The organism is Halomonas sp. SH5A2 (genome assembly GCF_014263395.1).
GTDB lineage: Bacteria > Pseudomonadota > Gammaproteobacteria > Pseudomonadales > Halomonadaceae > Vreelandella.
On the sequence record NZ_CP058321.1, the window covers coordinates 2,450,907 to 2,468,984 of the forward strand.

Here is an 18,078-nt window from a genome sequence, read left to right on the forward strand (position 1 = left end):
TGTTGCTAAACCCAGGCCTCAGAAACGCATCTGCCTGAAGGTCAAATTAACCCGTGGATCAGATACTTTCTTGGTTTTGGGCAGGCTATGTAGCCAGTTTTTCTGAGTACTGCCTTTCATTATCAACAAGCTGCCGTGCTCAAGACTCAGTGACAACCGCTCGCCGGTGACTTTATGTTTGAAGGAAAATTTTCTCGCGCTGCCTAGCGTCAACGACCCGATCACCCCGTCTTCCACCAGCTCTTTTTCGCCATCGCTGTGCCACCCCATGCCTTCATCGCCTGAGCTGTAAAAATTACACAGGCACGAATTGAAGGTATCACCGCTGCTGCTCTCCACTTGCTGTTTAATCTCGCACAAAAAATCAGGCCACACCAATGCCGTCTTGGTATATCCAGAGTACGTATAGGAGACGGGCTCATCCGCGTACCAGGCCATTTTCCTCTGGGTCACGATCTCTTTGCCAAACATGAACGCACGATCATGCGCCCAGCTTAGCTGACTGATGCATTGCGCCAGGTAACGATCAGCTGTACCAACGTCCAGAATTTGTCCGTGGTAATAGGCTTCCCCGTCATGCGGCAGCAGGTTAATCAACTTCATCTCATCGTTTTCGAATAGATCGGTATACGCCATCACAATGCCTGGTTGGTGTCCACGGAGCGAAGCCCGCTTTGCGCTGCAAAGAGTGGCTCACAGCCAGCAGTTAAAAACAACTTTGCAAACCCGCATCGCCTGGTCATACCGCTGACGCACTACCAGCGTTATACTGGCGTTTTGATGACAGTTTCAACGACAGCGGAGAACCCCATGCTACGGCGTCATTTGCTCTCTTTATCTGCCACTTTGCTGGCCACGGTGTGGCTTGCAGGCTGTGCAAGTCCCCACTACCTGCAGCTTTCCCCCGAACGTACCGCCAACGTCCCCTCTGTCGGTCAAGGGCAGGAAGTAACTGTTCTGGCGCAGGATGGCCGTGACAGCGAGGTGATTGGCAACCGTGCCGGCGGCGGCATGTCCACCGCGCAAATCACCGTCAACAGTCATGAAATCATTCCGCGCTTGCAGCAGGAAGCCGAGCGAGCAGTCGCCGACATGGGCTTCACGCCCACCCGGCAAACCGCCGACGGACGCCCCAGCCTGACGCTGGAGTTGGCAAGCCTTACCTACGCACAGGGCAACAGCGACCAGCCATTGATCGACGAGGCTCGGATTGAGGGCGTGCTGCGCGCCATCGCGCGTAATGACGGCACCACCTATACAGGTACCTACACATCCCGGCGCAATCAGGAATACGCGGTCAAGCCCGACAAGGATACCAACACGCGCATGGTCAACGATCTACTAAGCGATGCGCTGAATCGCGCCTTCAGTGATCAAGACCTCGGCCAATTGCTGGCCCGCTAACCCCTTAACCGATATTTAGTGCGTCAGATGTTTATGGCTCCAACGGCCCACGACGCACTAAATGCCAAACGGTTTCCGTTAACCCGCGCTCATCCGGCTCGGTCTCTTCCAACAGCGACACCCGGAAGTTGGGCGTCAACAGCGTTTCGACTTCCTGATTCGGGACGCTATAGGGAGGGCCGCCGCCCTCTCCCTCGTGGGCCACACTCACCAGCAGCCCCTTGGCCCCCGGCGGCGTCAGTTGGGCAAGATGAAACGCATAACGCTGGCGCGTCGCTTCGGGCAGGGCGATCAGCGCGGCGCGGTCGTAAAACGCGCCGATTTCGCTTGCCTGCTGGATGTGCAAGTGAAAAAAATCGCCGCACCACAACTCAATATTACCTTGGCGGCTGATATTGAAACCCGCCTGCTGATAACGCGATACCGGGGTCGGCGACTGAGCGAGAAACTGCTCGATTGCCTCGGGCGCCAGCTCAACACCAAGCACTGGATGCCCCGCTTCAGCAAGCCAACGCATATCCAGCGTTTTACCGCACAAAGGGACAAGCACCTTGGCGCGGACAGGCACGCCTAGCGATGGCCAGTAATGAGTCAGCGCTGGGTGTGGTTGGGGCAAATGAAAGCCAATACGCCCCTCCTGCCACCGAGCTCGCCAGAGATCAGTCATTTTTGGTTGCTCATACGCCAGTTAAAACCAGCGATCGCGTTTTTTACGCCGACGCGGCAGGTGAGGCACGATAAGTCCAACAACCAAGCCCGCACCGGCTACGCCCCCACCGTACATGAAGTAGCGCATCAGCAGGTCTTCTTCCTGGGTATCAAGCCGTGCTTGCAGAGCGCGCACCTGCTCGCTCGACTCATCGACGTTACTGCTCAACTGATCGTTACGGGTTTCCAGCTCGTCAATACGTTGCTGACGAGCTTCCAGCGATTCGCGCATGGTTGCCACGCGCTGCTCCCACTCGTCGTTGATACCGTCTAACTCGTCTGTCAGCGATTCCACCTGCGCTTCCAGCTCGGGCAACTGCTCGGTGGCACTGGGCGTTTGCTGGAGCTCATCGCTCAAAATCCATACGGTATCGCCGCCATCGCCGCGCACGCGGGTATAGTCGCCGCTGGTTTCAAGCACTTCAACCTGCTCGCCGGCGCTGAGCGTCCCCACGATGCGGTAGCCATCAGTAGGGCCACTGCGCACGTAGGTTGAAAGTTCGTCGGTTACCCAGGCGCTGTTATCCGATTGGGCAACGCCATTGGCACACCACACACTGACTAATACACCGGCGGCAACCGCCCGGTAACGATGACAAAATTGAGCTATCTGCATGACGTAATGTCCTGATTAAGCCACTGCCCGCTGGACAGCGCTAACGTGTCTAATCTCCGCGCGGTGGGAGTGAAAACGGACGAGGAAACTCCGCCACCTGCGCGTCGCTTTTAACGGCTTTCAAAGGTCCCTCGCGCTCCACTTCATCAATGCGCACGATCGCGTTGAGCGGGAGGTAGCTTCGCTTGACGCCTTCGAAGGTGCGCTGCAATTTTTCGCTCGCTGGGTCAATTACCACCCTTGAGGCATCTTCAAAGACAAACTCCTCGACTTCAATAAAGCCCCAGAGTTCGCTTTGGAATATCTCGCGCACGTATAAATCCCAAATTTCACCCTGTTGGTGTACCACCACTCGGTAAATTGGCTTGGCCGCCATCTTGGCCTTTTCCTCTTGCCGCTGGAACGTTTATTTAACGGCACAGCTTAACATATTCCGACGTGCAAGCGTTTGCTGTTCGGACAACCGCCACATGGCCGAGACCACCGCTTGTGTGTATGGTATTGAAATCGGATTGGATTTGTCTTCTCCCTCGATCCGAAGGATTTACCTATGCGAAAGGGTCCAAATAAGCGTTGTATCGCTCTTCCTGGCTGGCGCCTCAGTGCCACTCATCCTGTGTGTCCTCAGGAAATTCCATCGAGCGGATGACCGCTCGATGGAAATGGCCGAAGAAACCGTCACCCAACTTACCGCATTTGGTAGCCATTGGTGACTGGTCTACTTTAAGGGTAAGGATGCACATACGCTTCGCGATCTACTAAAACATCAAGAAGATCTCGACTTCTATGTATAATCCCCCGCTTACCCGGGACAAGGAGTCATCGTGACCACCGATCAACAGCCAGCAACGCAAGACGATAAGTTAAACGGGCTGCTGACCCAATTTGACGACGCCGTGAACCTGCTTTCGCAGGCATCTCCGCTCTTGAAACCTGCCAAGCTTCCGCGCGTCTTGGATACAGCACACCAACTTTTAATGCTGGACGGCGGCGCCCAAGCACTCGAGAACCGTGCGCAAGCTTATGAAGCGGCGGGGGTCTTCTTGGGTTCCGACTGGGAAACCCCTCAGTATCTGGTGCCAACCCTGACCACGTTTGCGCTCAAAAGCACCGATCCTAACGTCGTGGTCATCGAGACACTCAGCGAGATTCGTTTGCTTGCTGTGGCAACAGGTGGTTATGCGCACCCACTGGTATCGGAAGAGTTTTCCCATCATTACCTGACCCAGGTCATCGCCATCAATCTATGGCTACTGTTTACCGCGCCCAGCGAAGCTGAACGCGAACAGCAGGGCCGCCTGGCGGTCATTCCACGCCACCTCTTCCAGTATTTAGCTGAGCGGATTGGTTACGAACACATCATCGACCAGTTAATTGATGAAATCTGGCGTATTCTCAAGCAGCGCCCCATTCAGGTCGATTCCATCAAACAGATGATTACCCAAATCTCCCTGTGCCAGGCAAACCCCGAGATCGACTTGGGATCTAGCGGCCAGGGTGCCGACAGGCTGGTAAGCTCGTTATTCGGGCCCACCCAGGCGTGTCGCGAAGACCCAGGTATTGATATCTATCGCGAGCGGCTGGATGGCATGGACCAATCAGCTCTACAGGCTGAGGCCACCGGGTTCGCCCGCGCCATGCATGACACCGGGCTTGTATCACCCTACCACGCGGTCCTGCTGCGTCACTTGCTCGAAGAGGGTGATCATCTGGTGTCTGAAGCCTTCGGGCTCTCGTCAACTGGCCGTGATTGCCTGCTGTGTTACCGCGAGCTGGTCCATGCGCTGATTCGCGGCAGCGTTTACCCAGCCACGGCACAGGCAGTCTATGGTCTGGCCCTGATGCTCGAGCGAGGGATCCTTTACCAGCCCCCGGTGGCACCAGCCATGTGGCGCCAGCTCAACCTGCCGCTTTCCGAATGGTCCCAGGCACGGCTGAATATTGCCTATGGAGAGGTAGCGTCGCCAAGGGCTCGCCTGCTGGAAGGTGTACTGTGCATGCTGGGCTTGCCGTTAGGTGTTGGCCAGGGCAATAACCCCACTTGTCAGTCGGCCCGGGCGTTGTCGATGTGGGCTTACAATGACCCAGACTATTTATTGCAAATGGTCGCTTGGGCCGCACGGGATGATGAAATCATTATGCACTTCGAAGGACAGGCCATCTCGTCAATGGCGAGCCTATCGGGCGTGGCCACCGAGCTGCCCATGGACCTTGATCCCGTTTCATTGATTGTGGTGCCCCACCTGGACCGTATCTATGCCGAAATGGGTCGACGCTGCGTTAGCCGTGAAGGCGACCCCCACCGCTGGGTGAATCCGGAATTTCACGGCTGGTGGTCAGGCCGTGGCTTTCGTATCAATGTCGATGTGGCTACCGGCAAGTTAACCGACGTGAATGATTTTATTCGTCATTTCTACGCCTGCTACCACCCTTACTACAATGGCAACCAGCCGCTGATCCACCCGCAGCCTGCTGGCATCGCCGTCACCGACAGCGCCGCCCGTTTTATTGGCTGGCACGCCATTACCATCCTGCGCGCCTCGCTCGACCCTAACGACGTAATGCGCATTTATTTTTACAATCCCAATAACGACAGCGGTCAGGATTGGGGCAATGGCGTAAAAGTCAGCACTGCGGGCCACGGCGAACGCTTCGGCGAAGCGTCGCTGCCGTTTTCGCAATTTGTTTCGCGGCTGTATATTTATCACTTCGACCCGCTTGAGCGTGGTGAACTGGCAACGGTCACCGAAGACGAACTCGATACGGTAAAACGTTACCTGGAGCAAAGTTGGGGCGCCGAACGGCTACCCGCCTCAGAGTTGCAAGCCAACGAAGGTCCTCATCAAACCCCGCCCAACGACCCATGATGCGACTTGACCAACTGCTCGTCAGCCAGGGGCTGACGAGCTCGCGCACCCGCGCGCAGCGCCTTATCCGCAACGGCCGTGTTTCTCTCAACGAGACGACGCAGGCACTGACCAAACCCAGCGAAAAGTGGCCCGAAGACACCCGTCTGTGCGTTGCCCCGGACCCTGAGGAGCGCTTCGTATCACGCGCCGGCCTCAAGCTGGAAGCCATGCTTGACGCACTTGAACTCCGACTCGATGGACTTGGTGTTCTCGACGTTGGCCAGTCAACCGGAGGGTTCAGCGACTGCGCTTTGCAAGCTGGAGCGCGTCACGTGATTGGTGTCGAAGTGGGCCATGACCAGTTAGATGCGCGCCTTAGAAACGACCCACGAGTCATCTGCCTGGAAGGCATCAATGCCCGCGCCATGCGCGAGGAAAAGGCCCTGCAAAAGGCGCTCGCCGAGCACCCCGTCGACTTAGCGGTCATGGACGTATCGTTTATCTCGCAAACCTTGATCCTGCCTGAAATAGCCGCCTTACTGCCCCGGCATGGGCGGCTTATCTCCTTGGTAAAACCCCAGTTTGAGCTGACGTCGAAAGCACTGGACAAACGCGGCGTGGTGCGTGAGACCGCGTATTATCAACAGGTTGAGGAACGCTTGCGGGGAGCATGTCAGTCACTGGGATTCACCGTCCAACACTGGCAAATCAGCCCAATCACCGGCGGAGACGGTAACCGCGAGTTTCTACTGTATGCGCAAAAAGCCTACTAGTCGGTAGACGGACCCGGGGGCGGCTTAAGTGATTCTACTTTTACCGACTCCCCCGACGCCCGGTGCAGCCAGACATCCATTTGCTCAAAGGCAACGCGCACGTCCGCTTCGCGGAATAGCGCATCCACCCGGCAGTTGACCTCATCGGCGGCAAACAGTCGATCCATCAGATCGTTGACGAAAATACGCAGTTCGAAGTTGAGGCTATGCGGCCCATAGCTCATACAAAATACCTGCGGCTCGGGATCGGTAAGCACACGGGCGTTTTCATCCGCCGCTTGCCGTAACAAGCGGTGTACTGTCGCTAGATCCGAGCCGTGGGCCACGCCATAGGTCAGCACCACGCGGGTAACGTTGTCGGAGAGCGACCAGTTGATCAATTGATCGGTCACGAAGGTTTTATTGGGAATGATGATTTCTTTACGATCAAAATCGGTCACGGTCGTCGCACGTATTCGGATTCGGCTCACCGTGCCGTGCAAGTTGCCCAGGGTAATGGTGTCGCCAATCCGGATGGGGCGTTCGAACAGGATAATCAGACCGGAGATAAAATTGGCAAAAATCTCCTGCAGGCCAAACCCCAGCCCCACACTCAAGGCCGCTACCAGCCATTGTAGTTTGTCCCAGGACACGCCTAACGTGCCCAAGGCCGACACGATACCGGTACCGACAATGGTGTAGGACAACAAGGAACTGATCGCATAGGCACTGCCCTGCTTTAACGTCAGGCGGGAAAGCACCATGACTTCCAGCAGCCCTGGTAAATTGCGCGCCAGGATAAACGTCAATGCGACCACCAGCAGCGCACCAAACAGATCGGAAATCGACAATGCACTGTCGACCAATTCGCCGTCGGTGTTCTCCCATAGCGACACTTGCTCCAGATAGCTCATCACCGCAAGCAGATCTGCCCATACCAGATACAGCAAGCCACTGAAGGCAATCAGCAAAATCAGTTTGGAAAGGCGCAGCGACTGGGTATTGATCTGCTCCATGTCCAGCGGCGGCTCTTCTACGACTTCCAAGCCTCCTTCGGCACCTTCCTGAACATGGGCGCGTCGCCTTGCCAACGCACGCCGGTAAGCCAAGCGCCTTGCCGCCACGGCCAAACTACGCACCACCGTGGCTTCTACCACCACCCACAGGCCCAGCAGGTAGAGCGTGGCAACAAAGCGCGCCACCAGCCTCAACGCCGTGTATTCATATCCCCACACCACCAGCCCCAGCAAGACGATAGGCACTGCCGACATGGCCAAACCGAGCAGCAGGCGGAAAAGTCGTACGCCAAAAATAGGCACGTGGGCGAGAATCAGCCGGGCCAAACATACGCTCATCGACAGCAACCCCAAGGTTAATAACCCCATGGCAACCGGCCGCTGGGCGAGCGGCGTCTGCAGACTGTCGGCCAGTGTCGAAATGGCAATCACCGGCACCAGCGCCACCCCAAGCCCGGCCAGTAACCGCCGCAGCCGGGCGTTATAAGCAGGCGACCAGGTAAAGTGTTGCTCAGCCACGCCATCAGCCACCAGCAGCCGTCGAGCCCAGGCAACGAATGCCCAGCTCAACGCCAACTGCACCAGGGCAGGGGCCAGATTCGACGCCAGCAGGCTCTCGGTTGCACCCAGGGCCACCCCCATTCCCGCCAGCGCCAACGGCCCCGGTACCGCCAGCAAGGCGTTCAGAAAAACGGCCCTGGGCGTGTGCAGTTGAGTGTCGCTTTTTAGGCGTCCGATCTGACCATGGAGCGTCGCCAGGCGCTCTTTGATCCGGCGACGTAGAACGGACAGCAAAAGTCCGATGGCAAAAAAGGGAACGCCACTTAACATTTCCCAATCCAGTGACGGCCAGCGATTCGGCAAAGCAGCGCGCCACTCGCCTTCCTGCCACTCTATGCGTAGATTTTGAGGTAACTGCCGGAGCCAGTTAACGTCCAACGGTCGGCTGTTGGCCACCCAGAACAACTGCTCATCAATGGTACTGCGCAATGCTTGAGTGGTGGCCAGCAATTGCTGTTGATTAAGTTGTAGCTCGACGGCAGCGCTTAACAACCGGCCATAGACGGCTTCAAGCTCATCGACCAGTTCGCGACGCGACTGGTAGAGCCTTGAGAGCGTATTGATCAGTGCGGGGGTCGGCTCGACATTGGCATCCTTGAGGCGTTGCCTGGCCAACTGCTCAGCCTGGCGTAGCTGGTCGCGCTGGCGAACCAGGTCAAACTGCTTGAGACGCAAGTCGGCTATTTCATCCTGCAAATCGCGGCGGGGTTGGACGTTAGGCAGTGACTGACGCTGTTCACGTAGTATCCGTGACAGCAACTGGCTGCCACGAATGGCCTCTATCTGCTCATTCAAGCTGCGCTGTAGCTGGCGCACGTGCTCTAGCTGGCGCTGGGCATCGATGTTGTCGCGCACCAGGCTGTTATCGCGCTCGCCAGCCTGCAATAACGCCAGACTAAGCGATTGGTTGCGCTGCTGGGCCTGCACTACGACAGGATGTCCAGCGGCAACCAAGGGATCTCTCTGGGCGGCATCAGCAATCGCCTGTTCCGATGCCAGCCGTCGTTCCCGGTCTATAACGTTTTGCAGCAAATTAAGCCGCTGCTCCTGTTGATCAATTTGCAGCATTAACAGGTCGCGGCGCTGCTGGGCGAGATCGCGCAACCGGCCATTGGCGCTCAATTGGCGCTGATAAAGCGCCACTTCGCGGTCGGCGACGGTTCGCTCAAGGCGCAATTGAATCATGCGGGCATCATTCAGGGCGGACAGCTGACGATCCCCCAGCAGCGCTTCACGTTCAGCGGCGTCACGGCGCAGCGATTCCATTCGCTCAAGCGTGACGGCCATGGATTGCTGGGCGCGTTCGGGCAACGTTTGAGCAGTCAGAAATTGCGAATTGACTTCCGCAAGCTGGCTCTGAAGCTGTTGGAGTTGGGTCAGCGCCTCTGCCTGCTCGGATTCCAGTGCGGCCAAGGGTAAGTTGCTGAGCTCATCAATTGATGGCATGTCATCGCCATCTTCAGCCTCCGCGAGCTCACGCTCAACGGCAATCAGCGCATCGGGTGCCTGGCTGATCCGCTCCTCTAATTCATCAAGTTGCTGTTCAATAGCATCCAGTCGCTCGTAAGCCTCCAGTGCGGCGGTCAACGCTTGTTGATCCAGCACCTGCTGAGCGTTTAAGGTTTCTTGAGACTCAAGCTGAGCAAGCCGTTCCTGAAGCGAGGCTTCGTCGGGCACATCGTCCAACGTTGCTGCCTTCAAGGCTACGCTACACAACAGTAGCATCAGGACCACTAACCCTTTCATTGCCAAAGGGAAGGCGAATTTCACCACAGCGCTATGCCTCGCTGACGCTTCAATATTGAGCTTGGCTATTGTCGGGGGTTGGCAGCCACTGCGCAATCATAACAGTTGACTTACGCCGTCAGCGTGATAGAACAGCTAAGGCACAGGAATGTGCCCCACCCTATTCATGTGAGTTATCGATGGTCATTAGACACCGACGTTTAACGCGTTTCATTGTGCTATGCGGCCTGACTGCCGTCAGCGCACTCACTCAGGCTAATACCCGCGAGGATATCGAGGCGCGTATTAGCGAGCTGAATAACGAACTCTCTCAGCTTCACCAGCAGTTGGAGCAAGCCGAAGCGCTTGAAGAAAATGGTGAAGTTGGTGAGAGCGTCATTCAGCCACCTGAGGCGGTCGCGATCGAGGATCTGAACGAGCGACGCCAGTTGGAACAGGAATCCAGTCGTAATCCATTTTCGATTACCACACACCGAACCAACTACCTTTTACCTATCAGCTACAACGACAAACAGAACCAGATCAACGCCAGCAACACATCCTCCGATTCTCAGTCTGACAGCAACGAGCTGAAATTCCAGTTCAGTGCCAAGGTCAATCTGGCAGAGGATGTGCTATGGGGTGACTACGGTGACGTGTATTTTGGCTATACCCAACGCAGCTGGTGGCAAGCCTACAATACCGATGATTCGTCGCCGTTCCGCGAGACCAACTACGAGCCCGAAGTGTTTATCGATATTGATACGCCATGGGAAGCGTTGGGATGGGTCAATACACGCAACCGTGTGGCCATCAATCATCAGTCCAACGGCCGTTCGGATCCGTTCTCGCGCAGCTGGAACCGTGTCTATCTCGAAAGTATCTTTCAAAGTGGCGACTGGGCTGTCACCTTTGCGCCCCACTGGCGGGTTCCCGAATCCGAAGAAGATGACGACAACCCGGATATTGAACGCTTTATGGGCTACGGCGACATCCGTGTCGCCAAGCGACTCGATGACAACCACGAGGTTAGTGGCCAGCTGCGCGGCAACCCAAGCGCTGGCAACATGGGGACGCAAATCGACTACAGCTGGCCGGCCTTCAACTCGCTACGTGCCCATGTACAGTACTACTATGGTTACGGCGAGAGCCTGATCGACTATGATCACCGTGTCCATCGCTTGAGCATCGGGTTCAGTTTAAACCCGTTGTTCAGCGCCAGCGGCCTGAACCGATAGGCAATTCACTTGTCAGTGACTATGCGACTGCTATGCTGATAGCTATTCATTAACCGTCAAAGGAAGACATCATGGCTAAACGTCAAAACGAAAGCACTGCTCAGGCCGATCAACTAAAAGAAGATCTGCGCCATCTGAGCGAGACCGTCGAAGAACTGGTCAATGCCACCTCAAAAGATGCCAGCGGCGAAATGCGTGACCTGCGCACACGTGCCGAACAGCGTCTCAAGGATACCCGCCAGCGCCTCGAAGCGCGTGGCGAGCGTATTTATGAAGACACCCGCGATTCCCTGACGCACCAGGCTGATGCCTGCGACCGCTATGTCCACGAAAATCCCTGGACCAGCATCGGGATCGGTGCAGCGGCTGGCGTTATCATCGGTATGCTTATCGGTCGTCGCTAATGGCTTTGGGGCCTACCCAACGCGTTTTTTCAGCCGCTAAACGCTTACTCAACTCGCTGATCGCCAACGGTGAAACGCGTTTGCGTTTGGCGGTGGTAGAGCTGGAAGAAGAACGCTCACGACTGCTTGTGCTGCTGCTGTTAGCTGGCGCCAGTCTGCTTTTGCTGCTGCTCGGCGTCGCCACGCTGGTCGCACTGGTCGTAGTACTGTTCTGGGATACCTACCGGCTTGCCGCTATTGGCGGAAGCGCCCTGGTATTGATTATGGCCAGCTTTATACTGGCCATGATTGCGCTTCGCCAAGCGAAACAGCACACCTTGCTGAAAGAAACGCTAAACCAATTAGCCGCCGACCGCGCCTTGCTGGAGGCAAAAAATGAGCCAGACCAACGCCCCCGCTAAGCCGCCAGGCGCCGACACCAAGCCGCCTTCCCGAGCGGAGCGCAAGGCGAGCCTGTTAGCCGAATTGGAGCAGCAGCGTGTGGACATTCTGGTCGACAGTGATCAACTGTTGCGCGCGGCTTCTCCTCTCGATTCCAATTGGCAACGCTTTAAAATACCGGCTTACGTCGTTGGCGGTATCGTTGCCTTACGCTTGGCTCGCCATCCGCGAGGGGCGCTGGCAGGTGGCCGTAAAGTTCTGGCGGGATACATGCTTTTCCGCAAGCTCAAATTGCTTGCTAAAGTGGCCACTTAAGTACCCGCTACTGACTGCCTGGGTCAGCAGGCCTGCCCGCAGGCGACCCCGCTGGCCCAGGCCCACTGGAAGTTATACCCCCCAAGCTCACCGGTCACATCCAGTACTTCACCAATGAAACGTAGCTGAGGTAATCCGCTAACCTCAAAGGTCTTGGATGAAATTGCCTGGGTATCCACGCCGCCCATGGTCACCTCCGCCGTTCGCCACCCTTCAGTCCCCGCAGGTTTCAACTGCCAACGATTTAGCCGCGCCGCCCAATGCTCAAGCTGTGTATTGCTGTATTGCGCCAGCGGTTGCTTATCGTGGCCTTCTGGATACCAATCACAAAGCGATTGCGCCACCCGCTTGGGCAAGTAATCCATCAGCCACGTGGCCAACTGGCGTTTAGGCGTGTGCTCGCGGGCATGGTGCAGCAACGCTCTGGCATCCTGCTGCGGCAATAAATCAATTTCAATTGCCTCGCCGGGTTTCCAGACGCTGGACGCTTGCAGCATGCCGGGGCCGGATAATCCCCGATGGGTAAACAGCATGGGTTCGTTAAAACGCTGCGAGCCAGCACGCACCGTCACTGGCAAGCTGACGCCCGATAGATCGCTGGCCCTGGCTTTCCATTGATCGCTGAGGGTAAACGGTACAAGACCCGGCGTCGTCGGCTGCACGGCAAGACCGAACTGACGGGCAAGGTCGTAACCGAAGCCACTCGCCCCCATGGTCGGAATCGACAGCCCACCGCTTGCCACGACCACAACCCCCGCATCGATCTTACCCATCGAGGTCGTTAGCCGCATGGCACTGCCCTGCTCCTCGACGCGGGTAATTTGTGTATTGAGTTGTATGTCAGCGCCCGCCCACTCACACTCGGTAAGCAGCATGCGGACGATCTCCTTGGCCGAGGTCGCACAAAATAGCTGGCCGGGCGTTTTTTCTACGTAGTCAATCCCATGACGCTCTACCAGCTCGACAAAGTGCTCGGGCCGATAGCGTTTTAACGCCGAAATACAAAAGTATGGGTTTGACGAGTAAAAGTGCTGTGGCGTGGTACCAAGATTGGTAAAGTTGCAGCGCCCCCCGCCTGACATGAGGATTTTTTTGCCAGCTTTTTTAGCATGATCAATAGCCAACACACGCTTTCCGGCATAGCCCGCTTGGGCGGCACACATCAGGCCTGCCGCGCCAGCCCCAATGATCACGACATCATAGGTCATTCGTTAGCGCTCCAGGCTTGGCAAAAGGCGGCATTTTAACAGCCTCTAAGGGTATTTTTATTGTATCATTCAAATAATAAATATAGCTTTTGTATAAAGCTAGCCACCTATCGACATCGATAAAATTAACCGCTGCTTGACGACAGGCTATTGCCCGCGCGGTTCACGTATTGCAGAGAGACCTATGCCTTTATTGTGTCGCCGCCTGATTGCCGCGCTGCTGCTCATCACGCTCCCCATTGTCAGCCTGGCTCAATCCGAGCCCAGCGTGATTGGTGTTCGTGCCTCGCTTGACGCCTGGTCCGACCCCATTGAAGCATTGGGAACGTTGCGCGCCGATGAAAGCGTGACGCTATCGGCCACCGTCACCGACACCATCGCCAAGATCAATTTTCAGGACGGCCAGCGCGTGACCGAGGGCGATACGCTCATTCACCTGCAGGACGCTGAAGAGCAGGCACGTTTAAGAGCCGCCCAAGCGCTCCTAGACGAGCGGCGTAACGCCCTGGGACGCGCTTCTGAGTTACAGAACCGCAATCTGGCGGCGCGGGCCGATGTCGAAGATAACCAGTCGCGCGTCGACCAGGCCGAGGCTGAAATTGCCGCCTTACGCGCACGTCTTGAGGATTACCGATTGACCGCTCCGTTCAGCGGCCGGGTCGGCACCCGCAACGTCAGTCCTGGCGCATTGGTGACGCCGGGCATGGCGCTGATCACGTTGGATAAACTGGACGTCATGAAGCTGGATTTCAGCGTACCGGAAACCTATCTCAACCGACTTGCGCCTGGGTTATCGCTCAGCGCCACCACCGCCGCCTATCCAGACGAGGTCTTTAACGGTGAAATTGCCAGTCTGGGGACGCGTGTTGACCCGGTGACCCGTAGCATTGGCGTTCGCGCTGAAATCGATAACGCCGATGACCAGCTGCGCCCTGGTATGCTGATGGAAGTCGTGGTTCGCCAGCAGCCCCGGCAAAGCGTGGTCGTGCCTGAAGCCGCCGTCCAACCCAATGGCAATCGCCACTTCGTAATGCTGATCGACGACCACGAAAGCGCCCCTCGGCTGCGCCAGCAAAGCGTCGAACTAGGCGAGCGGCGTTCAGGCGAAGTGGAAATTAACCAAGGGTTAGCGGCCAATGATATCGTCGTGGTGCATGGCCTGCAGCGAGCCCGCGATGGTCAAGCGGTAAGACTGATTGGCCTCCTGGACGAAGATACCAGCGTGCGTGACTTACTCAAGGCAGATCGCTGATGCGCTTATCGGATATCTCGGTTCAGCGCCCTGTCCTGGCGGTGGTGATGGCCGCTTTGATCATTGCCTTTGGCTTGCTGGCGCTTGACCGCTTACCCCTTCAGGAATACCCCACCGTCGACCCGCCGGTCGTGAGTATTGATACCCGCTACCCCGGCGCGTCGGCAAGCGTCGTTGAAACACGCATTACTCAGGTGCTCGAAGACCGCATTGCCGGGGTGGAAGGAATCGACCTTATCACCTCTGAAAGCGAGGACGGCCGCTCACGCATCGATATCGAATTTGCCCTGACCATGGACATCGACGCGGCAGCCAACGACGTGCGCGACCGGATCGGCGGCGCGTTGCGCAACCTGCCCGACGATGCCGAGAACCCTGAGGTAAGCAAAGCCGACAGCAGCGAGGAAGTCGTCGTGTGGTTAAGCCTTTCGGGGGATGGCTACTCGATAACCGAACTGACCGACTATGCCAACCGCTTTCTGGTGGATAGCCTCTCGGTGCAACCAGGAGTGGCTAGGGTGCGCGTGGGCGGTGGCAGCGACTATGCCATGCGCGTATGGATTGACCGCAACGCCATGGCGGCACGGAATTTAACCGTTGGCGATATTGAAGATTCACTTCGGGCCGAAAACGTCGAACTCCCAGCGGGTGCCATCGAATCCGAGGATCGCCAATTCATCGTTCGCCTACCGCGCACTTTTGAAACCGCCGATGACTTTCAGTCACTCCCGCTTGTAGAAGGCAACGATGGCTACCTGGTGCGCCTAGGAGACGTTGCCCGCGTCGAGGTTGGCTCCGTAGAGGACCGCACGGTCTTCCGTGCCAACGGCGTTCCCATGGTCGGTCTCGGCATGATCATGCAATCGACTGCCAACGTCGTCGAGCTCTCAGGCGCAGTACGCCAAGAACTTGAGCGCCTGCAATCGACGCTTCCCGACGGGATGTCACTCAGCTTGAACTACGACGCGTCGGTATTCGTCTCGGGAGCCATCAAGCAGGTTGTATTGACGTTATTGATCTCAATGGTGCTGGTTATCGTGGTCATGTTCTTGTTTTTGGGCAACCTGCGCACCACCCTGGTTCCGGCGGTTACCGTGCCAATCGCCATCATCGGCGCCTTTACCGCGCTCGCGGTCATGAACTTTTCCATCAACCTGCTGACCCTGCTGGCACTGGTACTGGCGATCGGATTGATCGTCGATGACGCCATTGTCGTCCTGGAAAATATCAACCGACGCATGCACGACGAAGGCGAAACACCGCTGGTAGCCGCGTTTCGGGGCACCCGCCAGATCGCCTTTGCGGTGATTGCCACCACCTTGGTGTTGATCGCCGTATTTGTGCCGCTCAGCATGCTGCAGGGCGATATTGGGCGGTTATTTTCCGAGTTTGCCCTTACCATGGCCGCAGCGGTCGCCATCTCCACTTTGCTGGCGCTGACATTGACACCGATGATGGCGTCTAAAATACTCTCGCCGCGCATGCACGACAGCCGTCTTTCCAAACACGTGCAACGCATCATGCGCAGCACCCAGCGTTGTTATCGCTCGTTACTCGAAGTTCTGCTCGCGCGGCGCAGCTGGGTAGTCGCCGTCTTTGGACTGCTGATTGCACTGACCGCCTGGTTAAGCCAGCTACTGCCCAACGAGTACACCCCTCAGGAAGACCGGGGTAACTTTATTGTGCTGGTCAATGGACCGGAAGGCGCCACCTTCGACTACATGATGGATTACATGGATGAAGTGGAAGCCCGTTTGACGCCGATGGTCGACAGCGGCGAGCTGGAGCGGGTTGTCGTGCGCGCGCCACGCGGCTACGGCAATATTGAAAACTTCAACAGCGGTTTCATCATCGTCAACATGGCTGACTGGGGCAGTCGCCGGAGCGCCTGGGCGATCATGGACGATGTTCGCGCTTCCTTGAACACCCTGCCCGGCGTCCAGGCATTCCCGGTCATGCGCCAGGGCTTCGGACAACGCACCCAAAAGCCCGTGCAGTTTGTGCTCGGTGGAGGGACCTACGAAGAATTGGCCGAATGGCGCGACCGACTGATTAATCATATCCGCGACGATAACCCACGCATTCGCGCCATCGAAAGCAACTACGACGAGACGCAGCCGCAGCTCAATGTAGAGATAGACGAGCAGCGCGCCGCCGCTCTGGGGGTCACGGTGAGCGAGATTGGCCGCACGCTGGAAGTGCTGCTGGGTGGGCGCAACGTCACCCGCTATGTCGATAACGGTGAAGAATACGATGTCATCGTTGAAGGCGATCGCGCCAGCCAGAACAGTCCCCGCTCACTGGATAACATTCAGGTCCGCTCGCTGCGCTCGGGTGAGCTTATTCCTCTGGCGAGTCTTGTGACATTAAGCGACGCCGCAGGGGCGAGTACGCTTAACCGTTTCGACCGCGTGCGCTCGATCACCATCGAAGCCAACCTGGCGGATGGCTACCCACTGGGAGAAGCCCTCACCTACCTTGAACAAAGCGCGGATTCGCTGCTGCCTGAAGAAGCGCAGACCAATGTCGCCGGGGCATCACGGGATTTCCAGAACGCCAGCGGTGCCACCACCTTCCTGCTGGTTCTGGGCGGACTGGTGGTATTTCTGGTATTGGCCGCCCAGTTTGAAAGCTTCATTCACCCCTTGGTCATCATGCTCACGGTGCCGCTGGCCATGAGCGGCGCGTTGTTGGCGCTGTGGTTAACCGGTCAATCGCTGAATATTTATAGCCAGGTGGGGCTGGTACTGCTGATTGGCCTCGCCGCTAAAAACGGCATCCTGATCGTCGAGTTCGCCAATCAGCTGCGCGATGAAGGCAAGGCATTCCGTGACGCCCTCATAGAAGCCTCGGTCACTCGTCTGCGGCCGATTTTAATGACCGCCATCACCACCATGGCGGGGGCGATTCCGCTGATCGTATCGAGCGGGCCGGGTGCCGAGTCGCGCTATGTGATTGGTATTGTCATCATGGCCGGGGTGGGGGCTGCCACGCTGTTCACGCTGTTCGTGGTGCCCGTCGCCTACGATTTACTGTCTCGGCACAGTGGCTCGCCAGGCGCCGTCAAACGTCGCCTGGAGCATGAAATCGCCCAGTCGCCACCGGAACGCTAGCCAATCAAACAAAAGGGCGCACCTGATGGAGCGCCCTCATTTTGCGTTTCGCGTCTGGCTAAGCTTAACAATCGCCTAGGCGCTGACCGTCAATCTGGGTCTGCATGTTCAGCTCACCCATTGGCGACTGGGTCATGATATCAACGGAGCCTTCGATGCGCTCACCCATGAACTGCATATCACCATCAATGTTGGCTTCGCCGCCGTCAGCCCGGCAAACCATGCTGTAGGAAAGACCGTCCGCACTGGTGTCCTGGTTCAGCAGCTCGCAGCCTTCCTCTTCTTCAATAAAGCCCAGATCGGCATCGTCCAGATCTTGCTGGGTGATGCACTGCTGCTCGGTGTCGGTCTGGTCCGGAATCGGCATGTCCCCGCTCACGGTCGTGGTGCTGACAAATTCCCATGACCCAGGCGTTATGTTGGGTGTTTCCGCCCATGCGGCTACCGGCAAGGCCATTAAGGCCGCTAAGGCCACCTGTCGTAACTTCATCGCTGCTCTCCATTGCGTTATAAAACGGCGTTTAGCCTAACTCATT

The 18,078-nt window shown here is 57.1% G+C and carries 16 protein-coding genes and 1 pseudogene; 10 read left to right on the plus strand and 7 right to left on the minus strand.

Annotated elements, in window-relative coordinates:
• Window positions 1–18: 18 nt before the first annotated feature.
• Complete coding sequence (locus HXW73_RS11465; protein WP_186253231.1) at window positions 19–636, minus strand: alpha-ketoglutarate-dependent dioxygenase AlkB family protein; 618 nt, start codon at window positions 634–636, stop codon at window positions 19–21.
• 174 nt (window positions 637–810) lie between these two features.
• Here HXW73_RS11465 and HXW73_RS11470 point away from each other — a divergent pair, with 174 nt between their 5' ends.
• Window positions 811–1,404, plus strand: coding sequence for a YajG family lipoprotein (locus HXW73_RS11470; protein WP_186256004.1), 594 nt, complete (start codon window positions 811–813; stop codon window positions 1,402–1,404).
• Window positions 1,405–1,435: 31 nt separating this feature from the next.
• Here HXW73_RS11470 and HXW73_RS11475 read toward each other — a convergent pair whose 3' ends face one another.
• The 3 genes from HXW73_RS11475 to HXW73_RS11485 are packed head-to-tail and all read right to left on the minus strand — an operon-like array spanning window position 1,436 to window position 3,104.
• Window positions 1,436–2,071 carry a thiopurine S-methyltransferase gene (locus tag HXW73_RS11475; RefSeq protein ID WP_186253232.1) on the minus strand — a complete coding sequence of 212 codons (636 nt, stop codon included), beginning with the start codon at window positions 2,069–2,071 and terminating at the stop codon, window positions 1,436–1,438.
• Window positions 2,072–2,092: 21 nt separating this feature from the next.
• Complete coding sequence (locus tag HXW73_RS11480; protein WP_186253233.1) at window positions 2,093–2,728, minus strand: TIGR04211 family SH3 domain-containing protein; 636 nt, start codon at window positions 2,726–2,728, stop codon at window positions 2,093–2,095.
• Between the two features lie 49 nt (window positions 2,729–2,777).
• Window positions 2,778–3,104, minus strand: a complete 327-nt coding sequence (locus HXW73_RS11485; RefSeq protein ID WP_066322166.1) for a DUF1820 family protein — start codon at window positions 3,102–3,104, stop codon at window positions 2,778–2,780.
• 292 nt (window positions 3,105–3,396) lie between these two features.
• Between HXW73_RS11485 and HXW73_RS17885 the strand changes: the two are divergent.
• The 3 genes and pseudogenes from HXW73_RS17885 to HXW73_RS11495 form a co-directional block, all read left to right on the plus strand.
• Window positions 3,397–3,522 (plus strand): annotated as a pseudogene (locus HXW73_RS17885) (carboxylate--amine ligase); the annotation flags it as partial.
• A gap of 30 nt (window positions 3,523–3,552) precedes the next feature.
• Complete coding sequence (locus tag HXW73_RS11490) at window positions 3,553–5,595, plus strand: hypothetical protein (RefSeq protein ID WP_186253234.1); 2,043 nt, start codon at window positions 3,553–3,555, stop codon at window positions 5,593–5,595.
• Window positions 5,592–6,350 (plus strand): TlyA family RNA methyltransferase, encoded by a 759-nt coding sequence (locus HXW73_RS11495; protein ID WP_186253235.1) that lies wholly within the window; start codon window positions 5,592–5,594, stop codon window positions 6,348–6,350. The genes HXW73_RS11490 and HXW73_RS11495 overlap by 4 nt, the downstream gene beginning before the upstream one ends.
• Here the strand turns inward: HXW73_RS11495 and mscK are convergent.
• A complete protein-coding gene (gene mscK, locus HXW73_RS11500) occupies window positions 6,347–9,631 on the minus strand; it encodes a mechanosensitive channel MscK (protein ID WP_186256005.1) in 3,285 nt (1,094 codons plus the stop codon). The genes HXW73_RS11495 and mscK overlap by 4 nt on opposite strands.
• Before the next feature lie 200 nt (window positions 9,632–9,831).
• Here mscK and HXW73_RS11505 point away from each other — a divergent pair, with 200 nt between their 5' ends.
• The 4 genes from HXW73_RS11505 (at window position 9,832) to HXW73_RS11520 (ending at window position 11,969) form a co-directional block, all read left to right on the plus strand.
• Window positions 9,832–10,869 (plus strand): phospholipase A, encoded by a 1,038-nt coding sequence (locus tag HXW73_RS11505; protein ID WP_186253236.1) that lies wholly within the window; start codon window positions 9,832–9,834, stop codon window positions 10,867–10,869.
• A 71-nt stretch (window positions 10,870–10,940) separates the two neighbouring features.
• Window positions 10,941–11,273, plus strand: coding sequence for a DUF883 family protein (locus tag HXW73_RS11510; protein WP_186253237.1), 333 nt, complete (start codon window positions 10,941–10,943; stop codon window positions 11,271–11,273).
• Window positions 11,273–11,674, plus strand: coding sequence for a phage holin family protein (locus HXW73_RS11515; protein ID WP_186253238.1), 402 nt, complete (start codon window positions 11,273–11,275; stop codon window positions 11,672–11,674). Before HXW73_RS11510 ends, HXW73_RS11515 begins: the two co-directional genes overlap by 1 nt.
• Window positions 11,649–11,969 carry a YqjK family protein gene (locus tag HXW73_RS11520; RefSeq protein ID WP_186253239.1) on the plus strand — a complete coding sequence of 107 codons (321 nt, stop codon included), beginning with the start codon at window positions 11,649–11,651 and terminating at the stop codon, window positions 11,967–11,969. Before HXW73_RS11515 ends, HXW73_RS11520 begins: the two co-directional genes overlap by 26 nt.
• A 23-nt stretch (window positions 11,970–11,992) precedes the next feature.
• On the opposite strand, the gene HXW73_RS11525 is transcribed toward HXW73_RS11520, so the two are convergent.
• Window positions 11,993–13,177 carry an NAD(P)/FAD-dependent oxidoreductase gene (locus HXW73_RS11525; RefSeq protein ID WP_186253240.1) on the minus strand — a complete coding sequence of 395 codons (1,185 nt, stop codon included), beginning with the start codon at window positions 13,175–13,177 and terminating at the stop codon, window positions 11,993–11,995.
• Window positions 13,178–13,361: 184 nt separating this feature from the next.
• On the opposite strand from HXW73_RS11525, the gene HXW73_RS11530 reads away from it, so the two are divergent.
• Together HXW73_RS11530 and HXW73_RS11535 are read left to right on the plus strand one after the other, a co-directional pair.
• Window positions 13,362–14,429, plus strand: coding sequence for an efflux RND transporter periplasmic adaptor subunit (locus HXW73_RS11530; RefSeq protein WP_186253241.1), 1,068 nt, complete (start codon window positions 13,362–13,364; stop codon window positions 14,427–14,429).
• Window positions 14,429–17,542, plus strand: coding sequence for an efflux RND transporter permease subunit (locus HXW73_RS11535; RefSeq protein ID WP_186253242.1), 3,114 nt, complete (start codon window positions 14,429–14,431; stop codon window positions 17,540–17,542). The genes HXW73_RS11530 and HXW73_RS11535 overlap by 1 nt, the downstream gene beginning before the upstream one ends.
• Before the next feature lie 64 nt (window positions 17,543–17,606).
• On the opposite strand, the gene HXW73_RS11540 is transcribed toward HXW73_RS11535, so the two are convergent.
• Complete coding sequence (locus HXW73_RS11540; protein ID WP_186253243.1) at window positions 17,607–18,032, minus strand: DUF3617 domain-containing protein; 426 nt, start codon at window positions 18,030–18,032, stop codon at window positions 17,607–17,609.
• Window positions 18,033–18,078: the final 46 nt, after the last annotated feature.

What these genes read in the sequence shown, in the direction of transcription:
- HXW73_RS11475 (WP_186253232.1), bottom strand. Translation starts at nt 2,071, where the DNA reads ATGACTGATCTCTGGCGAGCTCGGTGGCAGGAGGGGCGTATTGGCTTT.
- HXW73_RS11530 (WP_186253241.1), top strand. Translation starts at nt 13,362, where the DNA reads ATGCCTTTATTGTGTCGCCGCCTGATTGCCGCGCTGCTGCTCATCACG.
- HXW73_RS11470 (WP_186256004.1), top strand. Translation starts at nt 811, where the DNA reads ATGCTACGGCGTCATTTGCTCTCTTTATCTGCCACTTTGCTGGCCACG.
- HXW73_RS11535 (WP_186253242.1), top strand. Translation starts at nt 14,429, where the DNA reads ATGCGCTTATCGGATATCTCGGTTCAGCGCCCTGTCCTGGCGGTGGTG.
- HXW73_RS11520 (WP_186253239.1), top strand. Translation starts at nt 11,649, where the DNA reads ATGAGCCAGACCAACGCCCCCGCTAAGCCGCCAGGCGCCGACACCAAG.
- HXW73_RS11505 (WP_186253236.1), top strand. Translation starts at nt 9,832, where the DNA reads ATGGTCATTAGACACCGACGTTTAACGCGTTTCATTGTGCTATGCGGC.
- HXW73_RS11495 (WP_186253235.1), top strand. Translation starts at nt 5,592, where the DNA reads ATGATGCGACTTGACCAACTGCTCGTCAGCCAGGGGCTGACGAGCTCG.
- HXW73_RS11465 (WP_186253231.1), bottom strand. Translation starts at nt 636, where the DNA reads ATGGCGTATACCGATCTATTCGAAAACGATGAGATGAAGTTGATTAAC.
- HXW73_RS11485 (WP_066322166.1), bottom strand. Translation starts at nt 3,104, where the DNA reads ATGGCGGCCAAGCCAATTTACCGAGTGGTGGTACACCAACAGGGTGAA.
- HXW73_RS11515 (WP_186253238.1), top strand. Translation starts at nt 11,273, where the DNA reads ATGGCTTTGGGGCCTACCCAACGCGTTTTTTCAGCCGCTAAACGCTTA.
- HXW73_RS11480 (WP_186253233.1), bottom strand. Translation starts at nt 2,728, where the DNA reads ATGCAGATAGCTCAATTTTGTCATCGTTACCGGGCGGTTGCCGCCGGT.
- HXW73_RS11525 (WP_186253240.1), bottom strand. Translation starts at nt 13,177, where the DNA reads ATGACCTATGATGTCGTGATCATTGGGGCTGGCGCGGCAGGCCTGATG.
- HXW73_RS11540 (WP_186253243.1), bottom strand. Translation starts at nt 18,032, where the DNA reads ATGAAGTTACGACAGGTGGCCTTAGCGGCCTTAATGGCCTTGCCGGTA.
- HXW73_RS11510 (WP_186253237.1), top strand. Translation starts at nt 10,941, where the DNA reads ATGGCTAAACGTCAAAACGAAAGCACTGCTCAGGCCGATCAACTAAAA.
- mscK (WP_186256005.1), bottom strand. Translation starts at nt 9,631, where the DNA reads ATGCTACTGTTGTGTAGCGTAGCCTTGAAGGCAGCAACGTTGGACGAT.